Consider the following 20,386-nt stretch of genomic DNA (forward strand, 5'->3'; position numbering starts at 1 on the left):
CGGCACCAAGCGGGCCGGGGCCGCAGCGCTGCTGTCGCGGTGGCGGGGCCACGGGGCGGGACCGGACCGCGCGGACGGGGCGGACACCTCCGATACCACCGTCGTCAGTTTCCCCGAACCGGCCGCGCGCAAGACGCGGCGCCGGCTGTTGATCGCCGCCGGGATTGTGGCCGTGCTCTTCGCCGTCTTGATGTCGGTCATCTTCCTGTCGCCGGCGCTGGCCGTGAAGACGATCACCGTCGAGGGCGCCGAATTGACCGAAAAAGCAACGCTTACCGAGGCGCTGCAACCGCTCATGGGAACGCCGCTGGCCCGCATCGGAGAACGCGACGTCCATGCCCGGGTGGACCACCTGCCGGCGGTGGAGTCGGTGGAAGTGATCGCCAGGCCGCCGTCGGAACTGCACGTTCGGATCATCGAGCACACGCCCGTGGCCGTGCTGAAGGACGGCAAGAAATTCGTGCTGATTGACGAGTCGGGGACGGAACTTGCGTCGGTCGCCAAGCGCAGCGAGGCAAAACTGCCCTTGATCGACGGCGCGAAGGCCGCCGAAAACCCGGATGTCTTCGCGTCCATCACCGGGGTGCTCGCCGCGCTGCCGCCCGACGTCCTGAAACAGCTCAAACACGCCTCCGCGCAGTCGGTGGACTCGGTGGAACTCCAGTTGGCCGGCGGCCAAAAAGTGCTGTGGGGGAACGCGCAGGAGCAGGAACTCAAGGCCACCGTCCTGCAGGCGATGCTGCGGGCAAAAGACGTGAAAGACAAGGCGAGCGTCATCGATGTGAGCACGCCCACACGCCCGGTGACCCGTTGAGCAGGAGACGGGAAATGCGCAACATGGTGGGAACGCGCGACACGCGGAGCAAGGTCGTTGTGTGGGCGGGGGCTTCCGTCTAGCGTCACGAATAGAAACTACTTGACATAACTCTAACCTTCAAGCTGAAGGTTAAGGTTAGGTGAAACTACCGGACAGGGTACCCGCCCGCTCCGGCAGAACTGATCAGTGCACAGACTCGAGCAAGGGACACAGGACGTGGCAGCACCGCAGAATTACTTGGCCGTCATCAAGGTCGTCGGCATCGGCGGCGGTGGCGTGAATGCCGTCAACCGGATGATCGAGGTGGGACTCCGTGGCGTGGAGTTCATCGCCATCAACACCGACGCTCAGGCACTGCTGATGAGTGACGCCGACGTCAAGCTCGACGTCGGGCGCGAACTCACCCGGGGTCTTGGTGCCGGCGCCGACCCGGAGGTGGGCCGAAAGGCCGCCGAGGACCATGCCGAAGAGATCGAGGAAGTGCTGCGCGGGGCAGACATGGTCTTCGTGACCGCCGGCGAAGGCGGCGGCACCGGCACCGGCGGCGCACCGGTGGTGGCCCGGATCGCGCGCTCGCTCGGCGCCCTGACCATCGGCGTTGTCACCCGCCCGTTCACGTTCGAGGGCCGCCGCCGCTCGAACCAGGCCGAAAGCGGCATCGAGACGCTGCGCGACGAAGTCGACACCCTCATCGTGATCCCCAACGACCGTCTGCTGTCCATCAGCGACCGCAACGTCTCCATGCTCGATGCCTTCCGGTCCGCCGACCAGGTGCTGCTCTCCGGCGTGCAGGGCATCACCGACCTGATCACCACCCCGGGCCTGATCAACCTTGACTTCGCCGACGTGAAGTCCGTCATGCAGGGCGCCGGCTCGGCGCTGATGGGCATCGGCTCCGCCCGCGGCGAGGACCGGGCCGTCAAGGCCGCCGAGCTGGCCATCGCGTCTCCGCTGCTGGAAGCTTCGATCGACGGTGCGCACGGCGTGCTGCTGTCGATCCAGGGCGGATCCGACCTGGGCCTGTTCGAGATCAACGAGGCCGCCCGGCTGGTGCAGGAGGTCGCACACCCCGAGGCGAACATCATCTTCGGCGCCGTCATCGACGATGCACTCGGCGACGAAGCCCGCGTGACCGTCATCGCCGCCGGCTTTGACCAGGTGGACGTCACCTCCGCTCCGACCCAGAAGCCGGCCGCCGCCCCCGCCGGTACGCCCGCCGTTCCGGCCGCCCAGCCGTCCGTGCCGGTCTCGGAGCCCATGGAGCACAGCTTCAGCGGTGCCATGCCGCAGCACCACGTTCCTGCCGATGCGGGCTTCGACATGGATCTGCCGGCCATCGTCGAGCCGGACCTGAGCGCGGGCCGCGTCGACGACCTGGACGTTCCGGACTTCCTGAAGTAAACCCTCAGGCAGGTCCGGCAGTGTTTTGGTGGAAGCAGCGGGTCCACACCGGCGTGTGGGCCGCCTTTACCGACCGCTCGGCCGGGAACCTTGGCCTGCATGTGGGGGACGACCCCGGCACGGTGCTCCGGCGGCGCGCGGCGCTTGAAGACGCCATGTCCGTACCGGCCGGTTCCCTGCGGTTCATGAACCAGGTGCATTCGGCCGTCGCCGCGGTCATCCCCGCCGGCGGAGGGGAGGCCGACACCACTGAAAGAGCGGCGCCGGCCGACGCGCTGGTCAGCGCCGACGGCGCGGTGCCGCTGGCGGTGATGGTCGCGGACTGCCTGCCGGTCGTGCTGGTGGGAACACGGGCCGACGGCGGGCCCGCCACCGCCGTGACCCATGCCGGCCGCCGCGGACTGCTCGACGGGGTGCTGGCCAACACCGTCGCCCGGCTCCGCGAGGCCGGTTCGGGCGAACTGCGGGCCTGGATCGGTCCCTCCATCTGCGGGGCCTGCTATGAGGTTCCCGAGCAGATGCAGGCCGAGGCGGTTGCCCGGATTCCCCAACTGGCGGCGAGGACAGCCTGGGGGACGCCGGCTTTGGACCTTGCCGCCGGAGCCAGGGCAGAGCTGGCCGGGCTCGGTGTGGACGTGCATCAGGTGGCCGGCTGCACCCGGGAGGACGGGAGGCTCTACTCCTACCGGCGCGATCAACAAACCGGCCGGTTCGCCGGCCTTGTCTGGAAGGACGCATGAGTACCGACGCCCGCAAGTCCGAACTCGCAGCGAACCTGGAACGTGTCCGGGCACGGATTGCCCGGGCCGCCGCGGGGCGATCCACGGAGCCGGAACTGATCGTCGTGACGAAGTTCTTCCCGGCCTCCGACGTTGCGCTGCTGCATGACCTGGGCGTCACCGACGTCGGCGAAAACCGGGACCAGGAAGCGGCCGCGAAGGCCGCCGAGCTTGCCGGTGCCGGGCTCCGCTGGCACTTCATCGGGCAACTGCAGACGAACAAGGCAAAGTCCGTGGTGCGGTACGCGGATGTGGTCCATTCGGTGGACCGGCGGCAACTCGTCACCGCCCTCGGCAAGGCCGTGGTGGCCGAGCAGGAACGGCGGGAGGCGGCCGGGCTCGGACCACGGGCGCACCTGGACTGCCTGATCCAGGTGAACCTTGATGAGAGCGGCGCCGGGCAGGCCGCGGGCACGGCGGCCCGCGGCGGTGCCCGGCCCGAGGACATCCCGGCGCTGGCCGATGCCCTCGGCGACACCGAGGGACTGAACCCCGCCGGGCTGATGGCCGTCGCACCGCTGGGCGCAGACCCTGCCCGCGCATTCGGCCGGCTGGTCGAACTGTCGCAGCGGCTTCGGGAACAGCATCCCGGCGCCGGCCTGGTGTCGGCGGGCATGAGCCAGGACCTCGAAGCGGCGGTCGCCGCGGGCGCGACACACCTCCGCGTCGGTTCCGATGTCCTCGGCCCGCGACCAGCCGTGGGGTAGCGTTTTGGCTAGGCAGACTCCTTGCCGGGCCGGCCGATCCGGGACCTGGCAAGGCGCGACAGCAGCGCTGAAGACAGGATGGGAGCGACCATGGCAGGCACACTGCGCAAGACAATGATTTATCTTGGGCTCGCCGATGGTGACGAGCACTACGAAGCCGAGCAGGCAGACACGCCCGCTCGAGATGAGGAGCAGCCTGTGGACCAGCCCCGTCAGGAGCGCCGCCCCGAGCCCGCCCCGCCGGTGAAGCAGGTTGCCGAGGAATACCGGGCGCCGGTGACGCCGATCAAGCGCGCTCCGTCGGCCCGCGAGGACGCTACCGTGCTGCACCAGATCACCACCGTGCATCCGCGGTCGTACAATGATGCCAAGATCATTGGCGAAAGTTTCCGCGACGGCATTCCGGTGATCATGAACGTCACGGACATGGGCGAAGCGGAAGCCAAGCGTTTGGTCGACTTTTCCGCCGGCTTGGTCTTCGGACTGCACGGCAGCATCGAGCGGGTCACGAACAAGGTCTTCCTGCTCTCGCCGTCGAGCGTCGAAGTGCTGGGCGAGGACCGGAAGTCCAGCGACCAGCAGGCCAGCTTCTTTAACCAGAGCTAGCCCGCAGCTACGTCCGGCAGGCGTGCCGCCAGCCTTACTCCTTCTAGCGCTAGGAATCGTGGAACCGGCGTGTCCCTCATTTTCGTCCTGCTCTACCTGATCTTGATGCTGTTCCAGCTGTCCCTGATCGTGCGGATCGTCTTTGAAATCGTGCAGGCCTTCGCCCGGCGCTGGCGGCCGCGCGGCATCGCGCTCGTCGCGGCGTCGGCGGTCTACTCCGTGACCGACCCTCCCATGAAGGCCCTCCGGCGGCTCATTCCGCCGCTGCGAATCGGAGGATTCGCGCTCGATCTTGCGTTCCTGGTCCTGTTCCTTGCCGTCACGATCGCCATGGCGATCGTGGCCGGTCTGGCCTGACCCGAGGCGCGTTAGTGTTCGTCTCCGAAACGATATATTCTGATTCAGATATAGCTGGCGGATGCCCGTTGCACGGCGGATATTCGCTACCGTTGTTATGAATCCAGCACGTAGCATTCATGACCCACGAACCAGTATGAGGTGACCAGATGGCTTTGACGCCAGAAGACGTTGTCAACAAGCGGTTCCAGCCGACCAAGTTTCGCGAAGGCTATGACCAGGACGAGGTCGACGATTTCCTAGATGAGATCGTCGTCGAACTCCGCCGGCTGAACCAGGAGAACGACGAACTTCGCAAGAAGCTGGCCGAAGCCACGTCGAACCAGGGTCCGGAGGCCTCCGTGCCGGCTCCGGTCTCCGCCGCCCCGAAGACCGAGCAGGTCCGGGAACCGGTCAAGGAAGAGCCCAAGGAAGAGCCCAAGCCGAAGGAAGAGCCGAAGCCGGCCCCCGCGGCCGTTCCGGCATCCGGGACCGGGCACACCGCGGCCGCCGAGTCCGCCGCAGGCGTGCTGGCCATGGCCCAGAAGCTCCACGACGAGTACGTCACCGCCGGTGTGGAGCAGCGGGACAAGATCATTGCCGAGGCACAGCTGGAAGCCAGCAGCCTGGTCAACGACGCCGAAGAGAAGAGCCGCAAGACCCTGGGCAACCTCGAGCAGCAGAAGGCCGTGCTGGAGCGCAAACTGGAGCAGCTGCGTGGATTCGAACGCGACTACCGGGCCCGCCTGAAGGCGTACATCGAAGGCCAGCTGCGGGATTTGGAAGCCCGCGGATCCTTCGCTGCCCCCGAGGTCAAGGACAGCGCGGACGCGTAAGCGCGGAAGATAACCGCCAGCCCCGTGCCACGGGGCTCCCAATGGCCGGCGCCGGGATTACCCTGCCGCCGGCCATTGGCTTTGGGCGCCCCGCCCCGGCGCCCGACCGGCACTGAAGACGAGAGAGACATGTCAGAAACTTCACCGGCAGCCGATCGACCCGACGATGGGGCGGCGGCCGCACCGGAACAGCGGAAGGGCGCCGGCCGGTTCATCCTGCTGCTGGCCGGCTGCGCGGCGTTCGCCTATGCCTTCGACCAGCTGACCAAGTGGTGGGTGGTGTCCACCATGACCGAGGGCCAGATCACCCCGGTGCTGCCGCCGCTGCTGCACTGGCACTTCATCCGCAATTCCGGGGCCGCGTTCTCGATCGGCGAGGACTACACGTGGGTGTTCACCATCGTCATGACGGCCGTTTCCGCGGCGATCGTGGTCTACGCGCGCAAGGTCCGGTCCCTGTGGTGGTCCGTGGCGCTCGGCTTCCTGCTCGGCGGCGCGCTGGGCAACCTGACCGACCGACTGTTCCGCGAACCCGGCTTCGGGGTGGGCCACGTGGTGGACTTCATCGCCTTCCCCAACTTCGCCATCTTCAACATTGCCGACTCCGCCGTGGTGGGAGCGGTCATCCTGTGGTGCGTGTTGACCTTCATGGGCATCGGAATGGACGGTACCCGGGAGGCCCCCAAGGCCGCGGACAAGCCGGCCGGCGACGGCAAGGCGGCGGGGGAGAGCGGTGACTGACGACGTCAGGGTCGTGGAGCTGGACGCCCGGACAGCCGGCGCGCGGGCCGATACCGCGGTGGCCGCGCTGCTGGGAGTATCCCGCTCGGCGGCCGCAGCACTCCTCGGCGACGGACGCGTGGAATTGGACGGCCGGGTTATCGCCAAGTCGGAGAAGCTCCCGCAGCAGGGAAGCCTGCGCATTGCCGTACCCGAACAGCGGGATCCGCTCGCCGTCGTGGTGGAAGAGGTAGAGGATTTGAAGATTCTCGGAGACGAGGACGATTTCGTCGTCATCGACAAGCCGGTGGGCGTTGCCGCCCACCCGTCGCCGGGCTGGGTCGGCCCGACCGTCGTCGGCGCCCTGGCCGCCCGGGGCTACCGGATTTCGACGTCAGGCGCCGCCGAGCGGGCCGGCATCGTCCACCGCCTCGACGTGGGAACCTCCGGCGTCATGGTGGTCGCCAAGACCGAACACGGCTACACCCTGCTGAAGCGCGCGTTCAAGGAACGCACGGTGGACAAGGTCTACCACGCGCTGGTCCAGGGACTGCCGGACCCGCTGGAGGGCACCATCGATGCGCCGATCGGCCGGCATCCCGGCTACGACTGGCGGTTCGCCGTGGTCGAAGACGGCCGCAACTCGATCACCCACTACGAGGTACTCGAGGCCTTCGGCAGGGCTTCGCTGGTCGAGGTGCACTTGGAGACCGGCCGCACGCACCAGATCCGCGTGCACTTTTCCGCGCTGCGGCATCCGTGTGCCGGCGACCTGACGTATGGCGCGGACCCCAAACTCGCCGCCGCACTGGGACTGACCCGGCAGTGGCTGCACGCCAAGAAACTTGGTTTCCACCACCCCGGCAGCGGGGAGTGGGTCGAATACGAGAGCGAGTACCCGCGGGACCTGGCCTACGCGCTGCAGGCGCTGGCCGAACACCGCGTGTAAGCCGGTACCGGCCGACTCCGGCACCTAGAATGAAACGGTGGCAGCAGTGACTTCATCCAAGATCGGCAACGATTCCTTCGTCCACCTTCACAACCACACCGAGTACTCGATGCTCGACGGTGCCGCGCGGCTGACCGACTTGTTCAGCCACGCCGATGAACTGGGCATGAACGCGGTGGCGACGACCGACCACGGGTTCGTTTTCGGCGCCTTCGATTTCTGGAACAAGGCCCGCAACGCCGGCATCAAGCCGATCGTCGGGGTGGAGGCGTATCTGACCCCGGGCACCGCCCGGGCGGACAAGACACGCGTGCGGTGGGGCGACGGCGGACGCAACGACGTCTCCGGCGCCGGCGCCTACACCCACATGACCATGTGGGCCGAGACCACCGAAGGCATGCACAACCTGTTCCGCGCCTCGTCGCTGGCCTCCCTGGAAGGCTACCTCTACAAGCCCCGGATGGACCGCGACCTGCTGCAGACCTACGGCAAGGGGCTGATCGCCACCACCGGCTGCCCGTCCGGCGAGGTCCAGACCAAGCTGCGGCTCGGACTCTACGACGAGGCCAAGCAGGCCGCCTCCGATTTCCGGGACATCTTCGGCAAAGAGAACTTCTACTGCGAGTTGATGGACCACGGCCTGGACATCGAACGCAACGTCCAGGCCGACCTGCGGAAACTGGCCCGCGAACTCGGGCTGCCGTTCGTCGCCACCAACGACCTCCACTACACCCATGCCGAAGACGCCAAGTCGCACGCGGCGCTGCTGTGCGTGCAGTCCGGATCGACGCTGGCCGACCCGAAGCGCTTCAAGTTCGATGCGGACGAGTTCTACCTGAAGTCGCCGGCGGAAATGCGCGCCATCTTCCGCGACGTCCCGGAGGCCTGCGACAACACGCTCCTGATCGCCGAGCGCTGCAACGTGGAGTTCAATACCAAGGCTTCCTACATGCCGCGCTTCCCGGTGCCGGAGGGGGAAAACGAGGAGTCCTGGTTCGTCAAGGAAGTCGAGAAGGGCCTGCACTACCGGTTCCCCCACGGCATTCCCGACGACGTGCGGAAGCAGGCCGAATATGAGATCGGCATCATCCTCCAGATGGGCTTCCCCGGCTACTTCCTGGTGGTCGCCGACTTCATCAACTGGTCGAAGGACCACGGCATCCGCGTGGGACCCGGCCGTGGTTCCGGCGCCGGCTCCATGGTCGCGTACGCGATGCGCATCACCGACCTGAACCCGCTAAAGCACGGGCTGATCTTCGAGCGCTTCCTGAACCCGGACCGCGTCTCGATGCCCGACTTCGACGTCGACTTCGACGACCGCCGCCGCCCCGAGGTGATCAAGTACGTCACAGAGAAGTACGGCGACGACCGCGTCGCCATGATCGTCACCTACGGCACCATCAAGGCCAAGCAGGCGCTGAAGGACTCGTCCCGCGTCATGGGCTATCCGTTCTCCACCGGCGAGCGGCTGTCCAAGGCAATGCCGCCGGACGTCATGGGCAAGGGCCTGACGCTGAAGGAAGTCCACGATCCCAACGCCAAGCGCTACGGCGAGGCAGAGGAGATGCGCGAGCTGCTCAAGTCCGACCAGGAGTCCGCGAAGGTCTTCGAAACCGCGCTGGGCCTGGAGGGGCTGAAGCGCCAATGGGGCGTGCACGCGGCCGGCGTGATCATGTCCTCGGAACGGCTGATCGACATCATCCCGATCATGCGCCGGGAGCAGGACGGCCAGGTCATTACGCAGTTCGACTACCCCACCTGCGAAGGCCTCGGCCTGATCAAGATGGACTTCCTCGGCCTGCGCAACCTGACGATCATCACGGACGCCATCGAGAACATCAAGATGAACCAGGACATCGACCTGGACCTTGAAACGCTCGACCTGGACGACCGGCCGTCCTACGAACTGCTGGCCCGCGGCGATACCCTCGGCGTGTTCCAGCTCGACGGCGGCCCCATGCGGTCCCTGCTGAAGATGATGCGCCCGGACAACTTCGAAGACATCTCCGCCGTCATCGCCTTGTACCGGCCGGGCCCGATGGGCGCGAACTCCCACACCAACTACGCCCTGCGCAAGACCGGCGTCCAGGAGATCACCCCGATCCATCCGGAGCTGGAAGAGCCGCTGCGGGAAATCCTGGATACCACCTACGGCCTGATCGTGTACCAGGAGCAGGTGATGGCGATCGCGCAGAAGGTGGCCGGCTTCTCGCTGGGCCAGGCGGACATCCTGCGCCGCGCCATGGGCAAGAAGAAGAAGTCCGAACTGGACAAGCAGTATGCGGGCTTCCACCAGGGCATGGTGGACCGCGGCTACTCCGAGGCCGCGGTCAAGGCGCTGTGGGACATCCTGCTGCCCTTCTCCGACTACGCGTTCAACAAGGCGCACTCGGCGGCCTACGGCCTGGTGTCCTACTGGACGGCCTACCTGAAGGCGCACTATCCGGCCGAATACATGGCCGCCCTGCTCACCTCGGTGGGCGACGACAAGGACAAGCTGGCGCTGTACCTGAACGAATGCCGGCACATGGGCATCACCGTGCTGCCGCCGGATGTGAATGAGTCGGCGCTGAACTTCACCCCGGTCGGCACGGACATCCGTTTCGGCATGGGCGCCATCCGCAACGTCGGCGCCAACGTGGTGCACGCCATGGTGGCCGCACGCGACGAGAAGGGCAACTTCGCCAGCTTCAGCGACTTCCTGCAGAAGGTCCCGGCCGTGGTGTGCAACAAGCGCACCATCGAGTCGCTGGTCAAGGCCGGCGCCTTCGACTCGCTGGGCCATCCGCGCCGCGCCCTCGCCATGATCCACGAAGAAGCGGTGGACTCGGTCATCGTGCTCAAGCGCAACGAGGCGGCCAACCAGTTCGACCTCTTCAGCGCGTTCGACGACGGCGGCGAAACCGCCGGGGGCCTGTCGGTCGACGTGCCGGACCTGCCCGAGTGGGACAAGAAGGACAAGCTCGCGTTCGAGCGGGACATGCTCGGCCTGTATGTCTCCGACCACCCGCTGCAGGGGCTGGACGGGATCCTGAGCCAGCACGCGGACCTGTCCATCACGTCCGTGATCGGCGAGGACGGCCCGCCGGACGGGCAGATCATCACCATCGCGGGCATGATCACGTCGCTGCAGCGCCGGATCGCCAAGAACAGCGGCAACGCCTACGCCCGCGCCGAGGTCGAGGACCTGGGCGGTTCCATGGAAGTGATGTTCTTCGGGCAGGCCTACGCGCCGATCGCCACCGTGCTCGCGGAAGACCTGATCGTGGTGGTCCGCGGCCGGCTGCAGCGCCGCGACGACGGTGCCGTCACCCTGAATGCCCAGGAACTCACCGTTCCGGACCTGAGCGACGGGCACTCCGGGCCCGTCGTGATCTCGATGGCCAGCTTCAAGGCCACCGAGTCGGTGGTCACCGCGCTGGGCGACGTGCTGCGCACCCACCCGGGCACCACCGAGGTGCAGGTGCGGCTGAACGGCTCGCGCAAGGTCGAGGTGATGAAGCTCGGGGTGGACCTGCGGGTTAATCCGAACCCCTCGCTGTTCGGCGACCTCAAGGTCCTGCTCGGGCCGGCCTGCCTCGATGCCTGACCGGGCGGCGGCGCCGGGTCAGTAGAATGGGTGGGTGACTTCTGCAGCCTCGGCCAACACCTTCACCGATTTCCCCACCCTTGACCTGCGCGGCCGCCGGCTGGGCACCGCCGAACTCAAGGCGGCCATGCCGCGGGCGGAGACCACCTTCGACGCCGCCACCGGCGCCGTAGAGGAAATCATCGGCAAGGTCCGGGCGGGCGGGTTCGCCGCGTTGGCGGAGCTTGCCCGCCGGTTCGACGGGGTGGAGCAACTGCATCCCCGGGTGCCGGCGGCCGCGCTGGAGGAAGCCCTGGAACAGCTCGATCCGCAGGTCCGCGCCGGTCTGGAGGAATCGATCGCGCGGGCCCGGCGGTTCGCCGCGGCGCAAAAGCCGGGGGACACCGACGTCGAGATCGGTGACGGAGCGGTGGTGACGCACAAGTGGATCCCGGTGAACCGGGTGGGCCTCTACGTCCCGGGCGGGCTGGCGGTGTACCCGTCATCCGTCGTCATGAACGTGGTGCCCGCCCAGGCCGCCGGCGTGGCGTCCATCGCCCTTGCGTCGCCGCCGCAGAAGGACTTCGGCTCGCTCCCGCACCCGACAATCCTGGCCGCCGCCAAGCTGCTGGGAATCGACGAGGTGTACGCCATCGGCGGCGCGCAGGCGGTGGCGGCGTTCGCCTACGGCGCGCCCGCGAACGGGCACGGCCCGGCGCTGGAGCCGGTGGACGTCGTGACCGGCCCCGGCAACGTCTATGTGGCCACGGCCAAGAGGCTGGTCAAGAGCGTGGTGGGGATCGACGCCGAGGCCGGCACCACCGAGATCGCCATCTTGGCCGACGAGACTGCCAATCCGGCGTTCGTGGCCGCCGACCTCATCAGCCAGGCCGAGCACGACCCGCACGCCGCCTCCGTCCTGATCACGGCTTCTGAGGAACTGGCGGCGGCAGTGCGCCGGGAACTCGGCGAGCAGGTCGCCCGAACCAAACACGCCGCCCGCGTCCGCGAGGCGCTGTCCGGCCCGCAGTCGGGGACCATCCTGGTGGACGGGCTGGAACAGGGCATCGCCGTCTGCGACGCCTACGCCGCCGAACACCTGGAGATCCAGACCGCCGACGCGGCCGGGGTAGCCGCCCGCATCCGCAACGCCGGAGCGATCTTCGTGGGCGACTACAGCCCGGTGAGCCTGGGCGACTACTGCGCCGGCTCCAACCACGTGCTGCCCACCAGCGGCACCGCCACCTTCGCCAGCGGCCTGAACGTGACGACCTTCCTGCGCGCCGTCCAGGTGGTCAATTACGGGGACGCGGCGCTGCGGGAAGTCAGCGGGCACATCGCCGCGCTGGCCCGCGCCGAGGACCTCCCGGCCCACGGCGACGCCGTCGCCATCCGGTTCGCCTGAACGGGCCCAAACCCCAACATGTAGTAATCACAGTCTTGTAATTCACCTAGATATGGTTCTAGGATGAATAAGTTGGCTGTCCCGAGGGAAGGAGTGTGGCGTGTACTGTCCGTTCTGCCGTAACTCCGATTCCCGGGTGGTGGACAGCCGGCTGACCGATGACGGTTCCGCGATCCGGCGGCGCCGCCAGTGTCCGGCCTGCGGGCGGCGCTTCACCACGGTGGAGACCACCAGCCTCAGCGTGATCAAGCGCTCCGGGGTCAGCGAGCCGTTCAGCCGGACCAAGGTCGTCAACGGCGTGCGCAAGGCCTGCCAGGGCCGTCCCGTGACGGAAGACGACCTGGCCATGCTGGCCCAGGAAGTCGAAGAGTCGGTCCGCGCCAGCGGTGCCGCGGAAATCGACGCGCATGAGGTGGGCCTGGCCATCCTGGGGCCGCTGAAGAAGCTGGACCTGATCGCCTACCTGCGGTTCGCCAGCGTCTACCAGGGCTACGAATCGCTGGAGGATTTTGAATCCGCGATCGACCAGCTGCGCCACGATGCGCAGAGGAACGGCCAGCAGGGGCCCGAAGGCCGACAACGGCCGTTGACAGCGCAGTAGCGCGACCAAGACTCCGGTGGCGGCTGCGGAGGGGAAGCCGAGGCCGCCACCGGCACCAACCTCCCGGTTGCCGGCCTATTTGGCGAAGCCGAAGTGCAGGGCCGCCTGAAGGGCCGCCCCCACGATGCCGGCGTTGTTGCGCAGCTGGGCCGGGATGATCGGCGTGGCCAGCTGAAGCCGGGGCAGGAAGTCCTCGCTGCGTTTCGAGATGCCGCCGCCGATGATGAACAGCTCCGGCGAGAACAGGAACTCGACGTGCGAAAAGTACCGCTGCAGGCGCTGCGAGTACTCCGCCCAGTCCAGGCCGTCGCGTTCGCGGGCCACGGCGGAAGCCTTCGACTCGGCGTCGTGCCCGTCCAGCTCCAGGTGGCCCAGCTCGGCGTTCGGGACCAGCTTGCCGTCGAAGATGAACGCGGAGCCGATGCCCGTGCCCAGGGTGATGACCAGCACGGTTCCCTTCACCCCCGCACCCGCCCCGTAGCGGACCTCCGCCAGGCCGGCCGCGTCGGCGTCGTTCATCACCTGGACGGGGCGGGACATCCGGTGCGTGAGCAGCGCGTCCACGTCGGTCCCGATCCAGCGCTCGTCCACGTTGGCCGCCGACCGTGCAATGCCGTGGCGGATGATGGCGGGGAATGTCACGCCCACCGGCCGGTCGGATTCCGGTCCCTCCGGGCGGGCGCTGAGTTCTTTGACGATGCGCGCGACGACGTCGGCCACGGCCTCCGGACTGGACGGACGGGGCGTGTCATAGCGGATGCGGTCGCCGACCAGGATGCCCTTTTTGAGGTCGACGATGCCGCCCTTGATGCCGGTTCCGCCGATATCGATGCCGATCGCCGACCGGGCCGCCCGCTTGGCTGCCTTCTTGGCCACGATGTCCTCGGTCGCCATGCCACCTCCGTGCGCGTTGAGACCCGGCGTGCCTCGCCGGACTACCGGAAGCCTACCCGCTGTGTCCGGCGGTGTCAGGCTTCGAAAAGCTAGGGGAGGGTAAGGATTTCCGCCCCGGTCTCGGTGACCACCAGCGTGTGCTCGAACTGGGCGGTCCGCCTGCGGTCCTTCGTGACGACCGTCCAGTTGTCATCCCACATCTCCCACTCGATCGTGCCCAGGGTCAGCATGGGCTCGATGGTGAAAACCATGCCCGGCTCGATCGCCCGGCTGTAGGCCGGGGCGGCATCGTAGTGCGGGATGATCAGGCCGGTGTGGAAGGCCTCGCCGACGCCGTGGCCGGTGAAATCGCGGACCACGCCGTAGCCGAAACGCCTGGCATAGGACTCGATGCTCCGGCCGATCACGTTGATCTCCCGTCCCGGGGCCACGGCCTTGATGCCGCGGCGCAGCGACTCCTGGGTGCGCTCGACCAGCAGGCGGGACTCTTCATCGACGTCGCCGACCAAGAAGGTGTAGTTCGTGTCCCCGTGGACGCCGTCCAGGTACGCGGTGATATCGATGTTGACGATGTCCCCGTCCTGCAGCACGGTGGTATCCGGAATGCCGTGGCAGATCACTTCATTCACCGAGGAACAGATCGATTTGGGGAAGCCGCGATAGCCCAGGCAGGAGGGATACGCGCCGTGGTCCAGCAGGAATTCATGCCCGATGCGGTCCAACTCGTCGGTGGTCACGCCCGGCTCGATGTGCTTGCCCACCTCCACGATGGCCTGTGCGGCGATCCGTCCGGCGACGCGGATTTTCTCGATGGTCTCCGGCGTCTTGACCTCCGAGCCGGTGAATTTGGCCGGCGCCGGCTTCCACGCGTACTCGGGCCGGACGATCGAAGGGGGAACGGGCAACGGGGGGCTGACGGTGCCTTGAACGAGGGTTCCGACGGGTGCTGTTGCTGCGTTGTGGGGCATAGTATCGATCATATAGGTGCTGCAGAGGTGCCCGACAGCGGAGGGGCAACAGCCTTCGCACGCTGCCGGGCGCCGTCAACGTAAGGAGGCCGGCATGGCGGATTTCTGGTACAACGTGGTCACCCATCAGGTGGAAGTGGGCGCCCAGTCCGACTGGACGCAGCTGATCGGCCCCTACGAGACCCGCGAAGAGGCCGAGCACGCACTGGAAAAGGTGCAGCGGCGCAACGAGGAGTGGGACGCGGAGGACGACTGACCCGCCGGCGCCTGCTCCGGGCGCGGGGTTTACGGACCGAAAGGACGGGGTGCCTAGAAGGAGTGCTCCGGGCCGGGGAACACGCCGTCCTGGACGTCCGAGCGGAAGGCGGCGGCGGCGTCGGAAATGATGGTGCGCACGTCCGCATACTGTTTGACGAACTTCGCCATCTTGCCGCCGCGCAGGCCGACCATGTCCTGCCAGACCAGGACCTGGCCGGTGGTCGACGGCCCCGCCCCGATGCCGATCGTGGGGACACGCAGGGCCTGGTCCACCTTGGCGGCCGCCTCGGCCGGAACCATCTCCATGAGCACGGCGAAGGCTCCGGCCGCTTCCAGGGCCAGGGCGTCGTCGATGAGCCGTTCGGCGTCGTCGCCGCGGCCCTGCACCCGGTAGCCGCCCAGCGCATGTTCGCTCTGCGGAGTGAAGCCGATATGCGCCAGTACCGGAACTCCGGCCTGCACCATGGCCCGGACGGTGTCCGCATAGTAGGCGCCGCCCTCCATTTTCACCGCGTGGACGCCGGTCTCCTTCAGGAAGCGCACGGCCGTTTCCACCGCCTGCGCCGGCGACACCTCGTAGCTGCCGAAGGGCAGGTCGGCAACGACGAACGCGCTGCGGGCCGAGCGGGCGACCGCCCGGCAGAGCGGCAGCATCTCGTCCACGGTGATCGGCAGGGAGGTCTCGTTGCCCAGGACGTTGTTGGACGCCGAGTCCCCGATCAGCAGCACCTCGATGCCGGCGGCGTCGAAAATCTCCGCGGTGTACTGGTCATACGCCGTCAACATGGCGAAGCGCCGGCCCTCGTCCTTGGCCTGCTGCAGGTGGTGGATGCGGGTGCGGCGGGCCGGGCGGGAAGCCGATGCCGCCGCCGGCGTGCCGTAAGGAGCCGGCTGCTCGGCGCCGGAAGACTGTGAAGTGGGCATGTGGTAGAGCCTAATCCTCAGGCGTCCGCTTCCTCCACTCTGGTGCGGACGCGTTACCGGGGCGCCAACTTCGGTTGTGCTGCCAGTAGGCTAAAGGGAAGCAGACCACCGCAGGCTTTGGCATGCAGTTTTTGGATGCCGTGGCCCGGACACAGCGAAAGGCAGCACATGGACCGTCAGCAGGAATTCGTCCTCCGTACCATCGAGGAACGCGACGTGCGCTTTGTCCGGCTCTGGTTCACCGACATCGTCGGGTCGCTGAAATCCGTGGCGCTGGCCCCTGCGGAGGTCGAAGGCGCCTTCGAGGAGGGGCTCGGCTTCGACGGCTCCTCTATTGAAGGACTGGCCCGGGTCTTCGAGTCCGACATGCTGGTCCAGCCGGATCCCACCACGTTCCAGATCCTGCCGTGGCGGGGCGAAGCGGAGCAAACGTCGCGGATGTTCTGCGACGTGCTCACCCCCGACGGCGAACCGTCCACCGCCGACCCGCGCAATGTCCTCAAGCGGACGCTGGGCAAGGCCGCGGAGATGGGCTTCACCTGCTACACGCACCCCGAAATCGAGTTCTACCTGCTCAAGTCCGACCAGCTGGGTCCGGACGGGGTCCCGGTGCCCGTGGACCACGCCGGGTATTTTGACCACGTGCCCGGCGGCGTTGCCCAGGACTTCCGCCGCACCGCGGTGACCATGCTGGAAAACGTGGGCATCTCGGTGGAGTTCAGCCACCACGAGGACGGGCCCGGCCAAAACGAAATCGACCTCCGGTACGCCGATGCCCTGCAGACCGCGGACAACATCATGACCTTCCGCACGGTGGTCAAGGAAGTGGCGTTGATGGAGGGCATCTACGCCACCTTCATGCCCAAGCCGTTCTCCGATCACCCGGGTTCCGGCATGCATACGCACTTTTCGCTGTTCGAGGGAGACTCGAACGCCTTCTTCGAAGCCGGCGCCGAATTCCAGCTCTCCAAGACGGCGCGCCAGTTCATGGCCGGGATCCTGCGCCATGCGCCCGAATTCACCGCCGTCACCAACCAGTTCGTCAACTCCTACAAGCGCCTGTGGGGCGGGGGAGAGGCCCCCAGTTACGTGTCCTGGGGCCACAACAACCGGTCGGCGCTGCTGCGGGTGCCGCTGTACAAGCCGAGCAAGGGCCAGTCCGCCCGGGTGGAATACCGGGGCATCGACTCGGCGGCCAATCCCTACCTGTCCTACGCGGTGCTCCTGGGCGCCGGGCTCAAGGGCATCGAGGAGGGTTACGAGTTGCCGCCGGCCGCCGAGGACGACGTGTGGAGCCTGAGCACCGCCGAGCGGCGGGCCATGGGCCTTGACCCGTTGCCGTCCAGCCTGCATGACGCCATCCGCACCATGGAGGAGTCGGAGCTGGTGGCCGGGATCCTGGGCGAACAGGTGTACGAGATTTTCCTGCGCAACAAGCGGGCCGAGTGGCACGACTACCGCCTGCAGGTCACCCCGCACGAGCTGAAGCGCAACATCGGAATCCTCTAGGGCGGCCACGTGCTGACGAACCGGCGCTTGATCGCCCGAGGATTCCACGATCTGGAGCGCAGCACCCGGTTCCTGCAGGCCAGGGAACTGTCCGGCATCAGCCAGGAGCGGCTGGAGGCCGGGTTCGCGGTCAGCGCCGACCCGGACCAGGCGCTGGTATCGCTGGTGCGACTGCTGGAGAAAAACCCGTCCCTGGCGGACGTCATCAACATGGGCGGCGACGGCAGCGAAGCCCTGTTCCGGCTGCTCGGGGCTTCCGAGGCCCTGGCGGACTTCCTGCTCCGCCGGCCGGAGCATCTGGACGTCCTCGACACGGACATCGGACCGGAACCCGGCCGGGTGCCGGCGTCCCGCCTGCGCAGCTCGCTGCTGCGTTCCGTCGGGGCGGACCCCTTGTCGGGACAACCGGTCGCCTCGTTTTCGGGCAAGGACGCCTACGTCGCGCTGCGGAGCACGTACCGCCGGCACCTGTCCGAACTGGCGATCCGGGACCTCTCCGCGGCCTCGCCGGTCGACTTCCTGCCGGACGCCGCCCGGGAACTGGCGGACCTGGCCGCGGCCGCGCTGGACGCCGGGCTTGCGGTGGCCCGGGCCGAAGCAGCGGAGCGTTACGGCGCCGGCGACGTCGCGGCGGTGCGGCTGGCCATCATCGGCATGGGCAAGTGCGGGGCCGGGGAGCTGAACTATATTTCCGACGTCGACGTGGTGTACGTCGTCGAGGCCGACGGGCTCGCCGACACCGAGGCCGGGGTGATCGGCGCGGCGCTGGCCAGCGGAACGGCCCGCGCCATCTCCTCGCCCGGCCCGGAACCAGGGCTCTGGGAAGTCGACGCCAACCTGCGCCCGGAGGGCAAGGACGGTCCGCTGGTCCGGACGCTGGACTCGCACCTGACGTATTACCGGCGCTGGGCGCAGAGCTGGGAGTTCCAGGCACTCCTGAAGGCCCGGGCCGTGGCCGGGGACGCCGAGCTGGGCCGCCGGTACGAGGAAGCGGTGTCGCCGCTGGTGTGGTCCTCGTCGGAACGGGAAGGGTTCGTCGAATCGGTGCAGTCCATGCGCCGCCGGGTCACCGAAAACATCCCGGCCCATGAGCGCGGCCGCCAGATCAAGCTGGGCCGCGGCGGGCTTCGCGACGTTGAATTCACGGTCCAACTGCTGCAGTTGGTGCATGCCCGGGTAGACGAATCCATCCGCCAGCGCGACACGACGTCGGCCATCGCGGCGCTGAGCACCGCGGGCTACATCTCGCGCGCCGACGCGCAGGAATTCGATGAGGCCTACCGGTACCTGCGCGTCCTGGAACACCGGATCCAGTTGGTGCACCTGCGCCGGACACACTTGATGCCCGACGACGAGCAGGCGCAGCGCGTGCTGGCCAAAGCCGCCCAGGGAGCGCTGCTCGATAGGCGGCCGGCGCCGGCCGAGCTGCTGGAGAAATGGCAGCAGACCAAGCGCAGGGTGCGGGCGCTGCACGAACGCATCTTCTACCGGCCGCTGCTGGCCGCAGCCTCCAACCTGAGCCTGGACGAGGTGCGGCTGACCCCGGAGGCGGCGCAGGGCCGGCTGGCCGCGCTGGGCTACCAGGACCCGCGGGGTGCGATGCGTCATATCGAGGCCCTGACCGGCGGAGTCAGCAGGAAGGCGTCGCTGCAGCGCCAGCTGCTCCCGGTCTTGCTGGAATGGATCGCTTCCGGCGTGGACCCGGACGCGGGCCTGCTGGGCTTCCGCCGGCTGAGCGAACGGCTGGGAGACTCGCACTGGTACCTGGGCATGCTGCGGGACTCGAGCTCGGCCGCCGAACGCCTGTGCCACATTCTTTCCAGCAGCCGCTTCATCACGGACCTGCTGGAGGTCTCGCCGGAGTCCACGGCCTGGCTGGGCACCGACAAGGACCTCGTACCGCTCAGCTTCGACGCCCAGTGGCAGGAAATCCGGTCCAAGATGTCCCGCCACCCGGTGCCCGAGGAGGCCATCCGGCTGATCCGGCTGATCCGGCGCCGGGAAACGCTGCGCATCGCGCTGGCCGACTCCTCCGGGCTGCTGGAGCAGTCCCAGGTCGGGGCCGCTCTGGCGGACGCCGACCGTGCCGCCGTGCTCGGCGCGCTCCACGTCGCGGAAACCTCCGTGCTGGAGTCCGAGGAACGGCTGACGGCCCTGTTGGTGGTGGCCATGGGCCGGCAGGGCGGACGGGAGATCAGCTACGGCTCGGATGCCGACGTCATGTACGTGCACCGGCCCTTGCCGGGGGCCGACCCCGGCCTGGCCCAGCAGCAGGCGGAGCGCATTGTCACGCGGATCTCTTCCCTCCTGAAGCAGCCCTGCACACCCCCGGTGCTGGCCGAACGGGTGCTCGAAGTGGATGCGGCGCTGCGGCCGGAAGGCAAGAACGGGCCCATGGTGCGCTCGCTGGACTCCTACCGCGAGTATTACCAACGCTGGTCCCTGGTCTGGGAGGCGCAGGCCTTGCTGCGCGCCCGCCCGATGGCCGGCGACGACAACCTGGCGGACGAGTTCATCGCGCTCGTGGATCCGATCCGCTACCCGGAGGGGCTGGGAAGCGATCAGGTGCGCGAAATCCGCCGGATCAAGGCGCGGGTGGAATCGGAGCGGCTCCCGCGCGGCGCCGATCCGGCCCGCCATCTGAAGCTGGGCCGCGGGGGACTCAGCGACGTGGAGTGGCTGGTCCAGCTGCTGCAGCTGGAGCACGCCCGGAAGCTCCCGGAGCTGCGCACCACCAACACGCTCGAAGCGCTCTCCGCCATCGCAGCCGCCGGGCTGCTGCCCGGCGAGGACGCCGCCGCCCTCGGGCGAAGCTGGAGCCTTGCCACCCGGATCCGGTCGGCCAATGTGATCTGGGCGGGCAAGAACTCGGACGTGCTGCCGGCCTCGCGCCGGGACCTCGAAGCGGTGGCACGTTGGTGCGGTTACGAGCCCGGGAACGCTGCGGCGATCGAGGAAGACTACCTGCGCCAGACCCGCCGCGCCCGGGCCATCTTCGAGCGCTACTTCTACGGTTACGGCACCTAGCCTCCCCGACGCCAAGTGGTGCTGCCGGTCACCGGTCTGTACCCTCAATGAGGATCTTTTGCGCCTTGCACAGGCTGTACA

The 20,386-nt window shown here is 67.9% G+C and carries 18 protein-coding genes; 15 read left to right on the plus strand and 3 right to left on the minus strand.

Features of this window, described 5'->3' with window-relative positions:
• The 12 genes from AC5RUH_RS13270 to nrdR form a co-directional block, all read left to right on the plus strand.
• Positions 1-814: cell division protein FtsQ/DivIB (locus tag AC5RUH_RS13270; protein ID WP_494128811.1), on the plus strand; the 814-nt coding region annotated here is incomplete at its 5' end.
• Positions 815-1,033: 219 nt separating this feature from the next.
• Positions 1,034-2,218 (plus strand): cell division protein FtsZ, encoded by a 1,185-nt coding sequence (gene ftsZ / locus AC5RUH_RS13275; protein WP_493999470.1) that lies wholly within the window; start codon positions 1,034-1,036, stop codon positions 2,216-2,218.
• 20 nt (positions 2,219-2,238) lie between these two features.
• Positions 2,239-2,958, plus strand: coding sequence for a purine nucleoside phosphorylase YfiH/LACC1 family protein (locus AC5RUH_RS13280; protein ID WP_494128812.1), 720 nt, complete (start codon positions 2,239-2,241; stop codon positions 2,956-2,958).
• Positions 2,955-3,704, plus strand: coding sequence for a YggS family pyridoxal phosphate-dependent enzyme (locus tag AC5RUH_RS13285; RefSeq protein ID WP_494023238.1), 750 nt, complete (start codon positions 2,955-2,957; stop codon positions 3,702-3,704). Before AC5RUH_RS13280 ends, AC5RUH_RS13285 begins: the two co-directional genes overlap by 4 nt.
• Before the next feature lie 90 nt (positions 3,705-3,794).
• Entirely contained in the window at positions 3,795-4,310 is a 516-nt protein-coding gene (locus AC5RUH_RS13290; protein WP_493999473.1) for a cell division protein SepF, read from the plus strand.
• 69 nt (positions 4,311-4,379) lie between these two features.
• Positions 4,380-4,667 (plus strand): YggT family protein, encoded by a 288-nt coding sequence (locus AC5RUH_RS13295; protein WP_493999474.1) that lies wholly within the window; start codon positions 4,380-4,382, stop codon positions 4,665-4,667.
• 149 nt (positions 4,668-4,816) lie between these two features.
• Positions 4,817-5,482 carry a DivIVA domain-containing protein gene (locus tag AC5RUH_RS13300; RefSeq protein ID WP_493999475.1) on the plus strand — a complete coding sequence of 222 codons (666 nt, stop codon included), beginning with the start codon at positions 4,817-4,819 and terminating at the stop codon, positions 5,480-5,482.
• Between the two features lie 129 nt (positions 5,483-5,611).
• A complete protein-coding gene (gene lspA / locus AC5RUH_RS13305; protein ID WP_494013812.1) occupies positions 5,612-6,223 on the plus strand; it encodes a signal peptidase II in 612 nt (203 codons plus the stop codon).
• Positions 6,216-7,151: an RluA family pseudouridine synthase gene (locus AC5RUH_RS13310; RefSeq protein WP_493999477.1), complete on the plus strand. Its 936-nt coding sequence runs from the start codon at positions 6,216-6,218 to the stop codon at positions 7,149-7,151. The genes lspA and AC5RUH_RS13310 overlap by 8 nt, the downstream gene beginning before the upstream one ends.
• 46 nt (positions 7,152-7,197) lie before the next feature.
• Positions 7,198-10,740 (plus strand): DNA polymerase III subunit alpha, encoded by a 3,543-nt coding sequence (gene dnaE, locus AC5RUH_RS13315; RefSeq protein WP_494128821.1) that lies wholly within the window; start codon positions 7,198-7,200, stop codon positions 10,738-10,740.
• A gap of 34 nt (positions 10,741-10,774) precedes the next feature.
• The gene (gene hisD / locus AC5RUH_RS13320; protein WP_494013814.1) at positions 10,775-12,124 is read left to right on the plus strand and encodes a histidinol dehydrogenase; all 1,350 of its coding nucleotides are present in this window, start codon (positions 10,775-10,777) and stop codon (positions 12,122-12,124) included.
• Positions 12,125-12,224: 100 nt separating this feature from the next.
• Positions 12,225-12,725: a transcriptional regulator NrdR gene (gene nrdR / locus AC5RUH_RS13325; protein ID WP_493999479.1), complete on the plus strand. Its 501-nt coding sequence runs from the start codon at positions 12,225-12,227 to the stop codon at positions 12,723-12,725.
• Between the two features lie 75 nt (positions 12,726-12,800).
• On the opposite strand, the gene ppgK is transcribed toward nrdR, so the two are convergent.
• Positions 12,801-13,601 (minus strand): polyphosphate--glucose phosphotransferase, encoded by an 801-nt coding sequence (ppgK, locus tag AC5RUH_RS13330; RefSeq protein WP_493978006.1) that lies wholly within the window; start codon positions 13,599-13,601, stop codon positions 12,801-12,803.
• A gap of 107 nt (positions 13,602-13,708) precedes the next feature.
• Positions 13,709-14,587 carry a type I methionyl aminopeptidase gene (gene map, locus AC5RUH_RS13335; protein ID WP_493999480.1) on the minus strand — a complete coding sequence of 293 codons (879 nt, stop codon included), beginning with the start codon at positions 14,585-14,587 and terminating at the stop codon, positions 13,709-13,711.
• Positions 14,588-14,603: 16 nt separating this feature from the next.
• On the opposite strand from map, the gene AC5RUH_RS13340 reads away from it, so the two are divergent.
• Positions 14,604-14,843: an SPOR domain-containing protein gene (locus tag AC5RUH_RS13340; RefSeq protein ID WP_493999481.1), complete on the plus strand. Its 240-nt coding sequence runs from the start codon at positions 14,604-14,606 to the stop codon at positions 14,841-14,843.
• Positions 14,844-14,896: 53 nt separating this feature from the next.
• Here AC5RUH_RS13340 and panB read toward each other — a convergent pair whose 3' ends face one another.
• The gene (gene panB / locus AC5RUH_RS13345) at positions 14,897-15,769 is read right to left on the minus strand and encodes a 3-methyl-2-oxobutanoate hydroxymethyltransferase (protein ID WP_493999482.1); all 873 of its coding nucleotides are present in this window, start codon (positions 15,767-15,769) and stop codon (positions 14,897-14,899) included.
• A 168-nt stretch (positions 15,770-15,937) separates the two neighbouring features.
• Here panB and AC5RUH_RS13350 point away from each other — a divergent pair, with 168 nt between their 5' ends.
• On the plus strand, positions 15,938-17,278 hold the full coding sequence (locus AC5RUH_RS13350) for a glutamine synthetase family protein (protein WP_493977944.1): 1,341 nt from the start codon (positions 15,938-15,940) through the stop codon (positions 17,276-17,278).
• 9 nt (positions 17,279-17,287) lie between these two features.
• The gene (locus tag AC5RUH_RS13355; RefSeq protein WP_494128813.1) at positions 17,288-20,305 is read left to right on the plus strand and encodes a bifunctional [glutamine synthetase] adenylyltransferase/[glutamine synthetase]-adenylyl-L-tyrosine phosphorylase; all 3,018 of its coding nucleotides are present in this window, start codon (positions 17,288-17,290) and stop codon (positions 20,303-20,305) included.
• Positions 20,306-20,386: the final 81 nt, after the last annotated feature.

The sequence above is a fragment of the Arthrobacter sp. Y3223166 genome, from assembly GCF_059090935.1.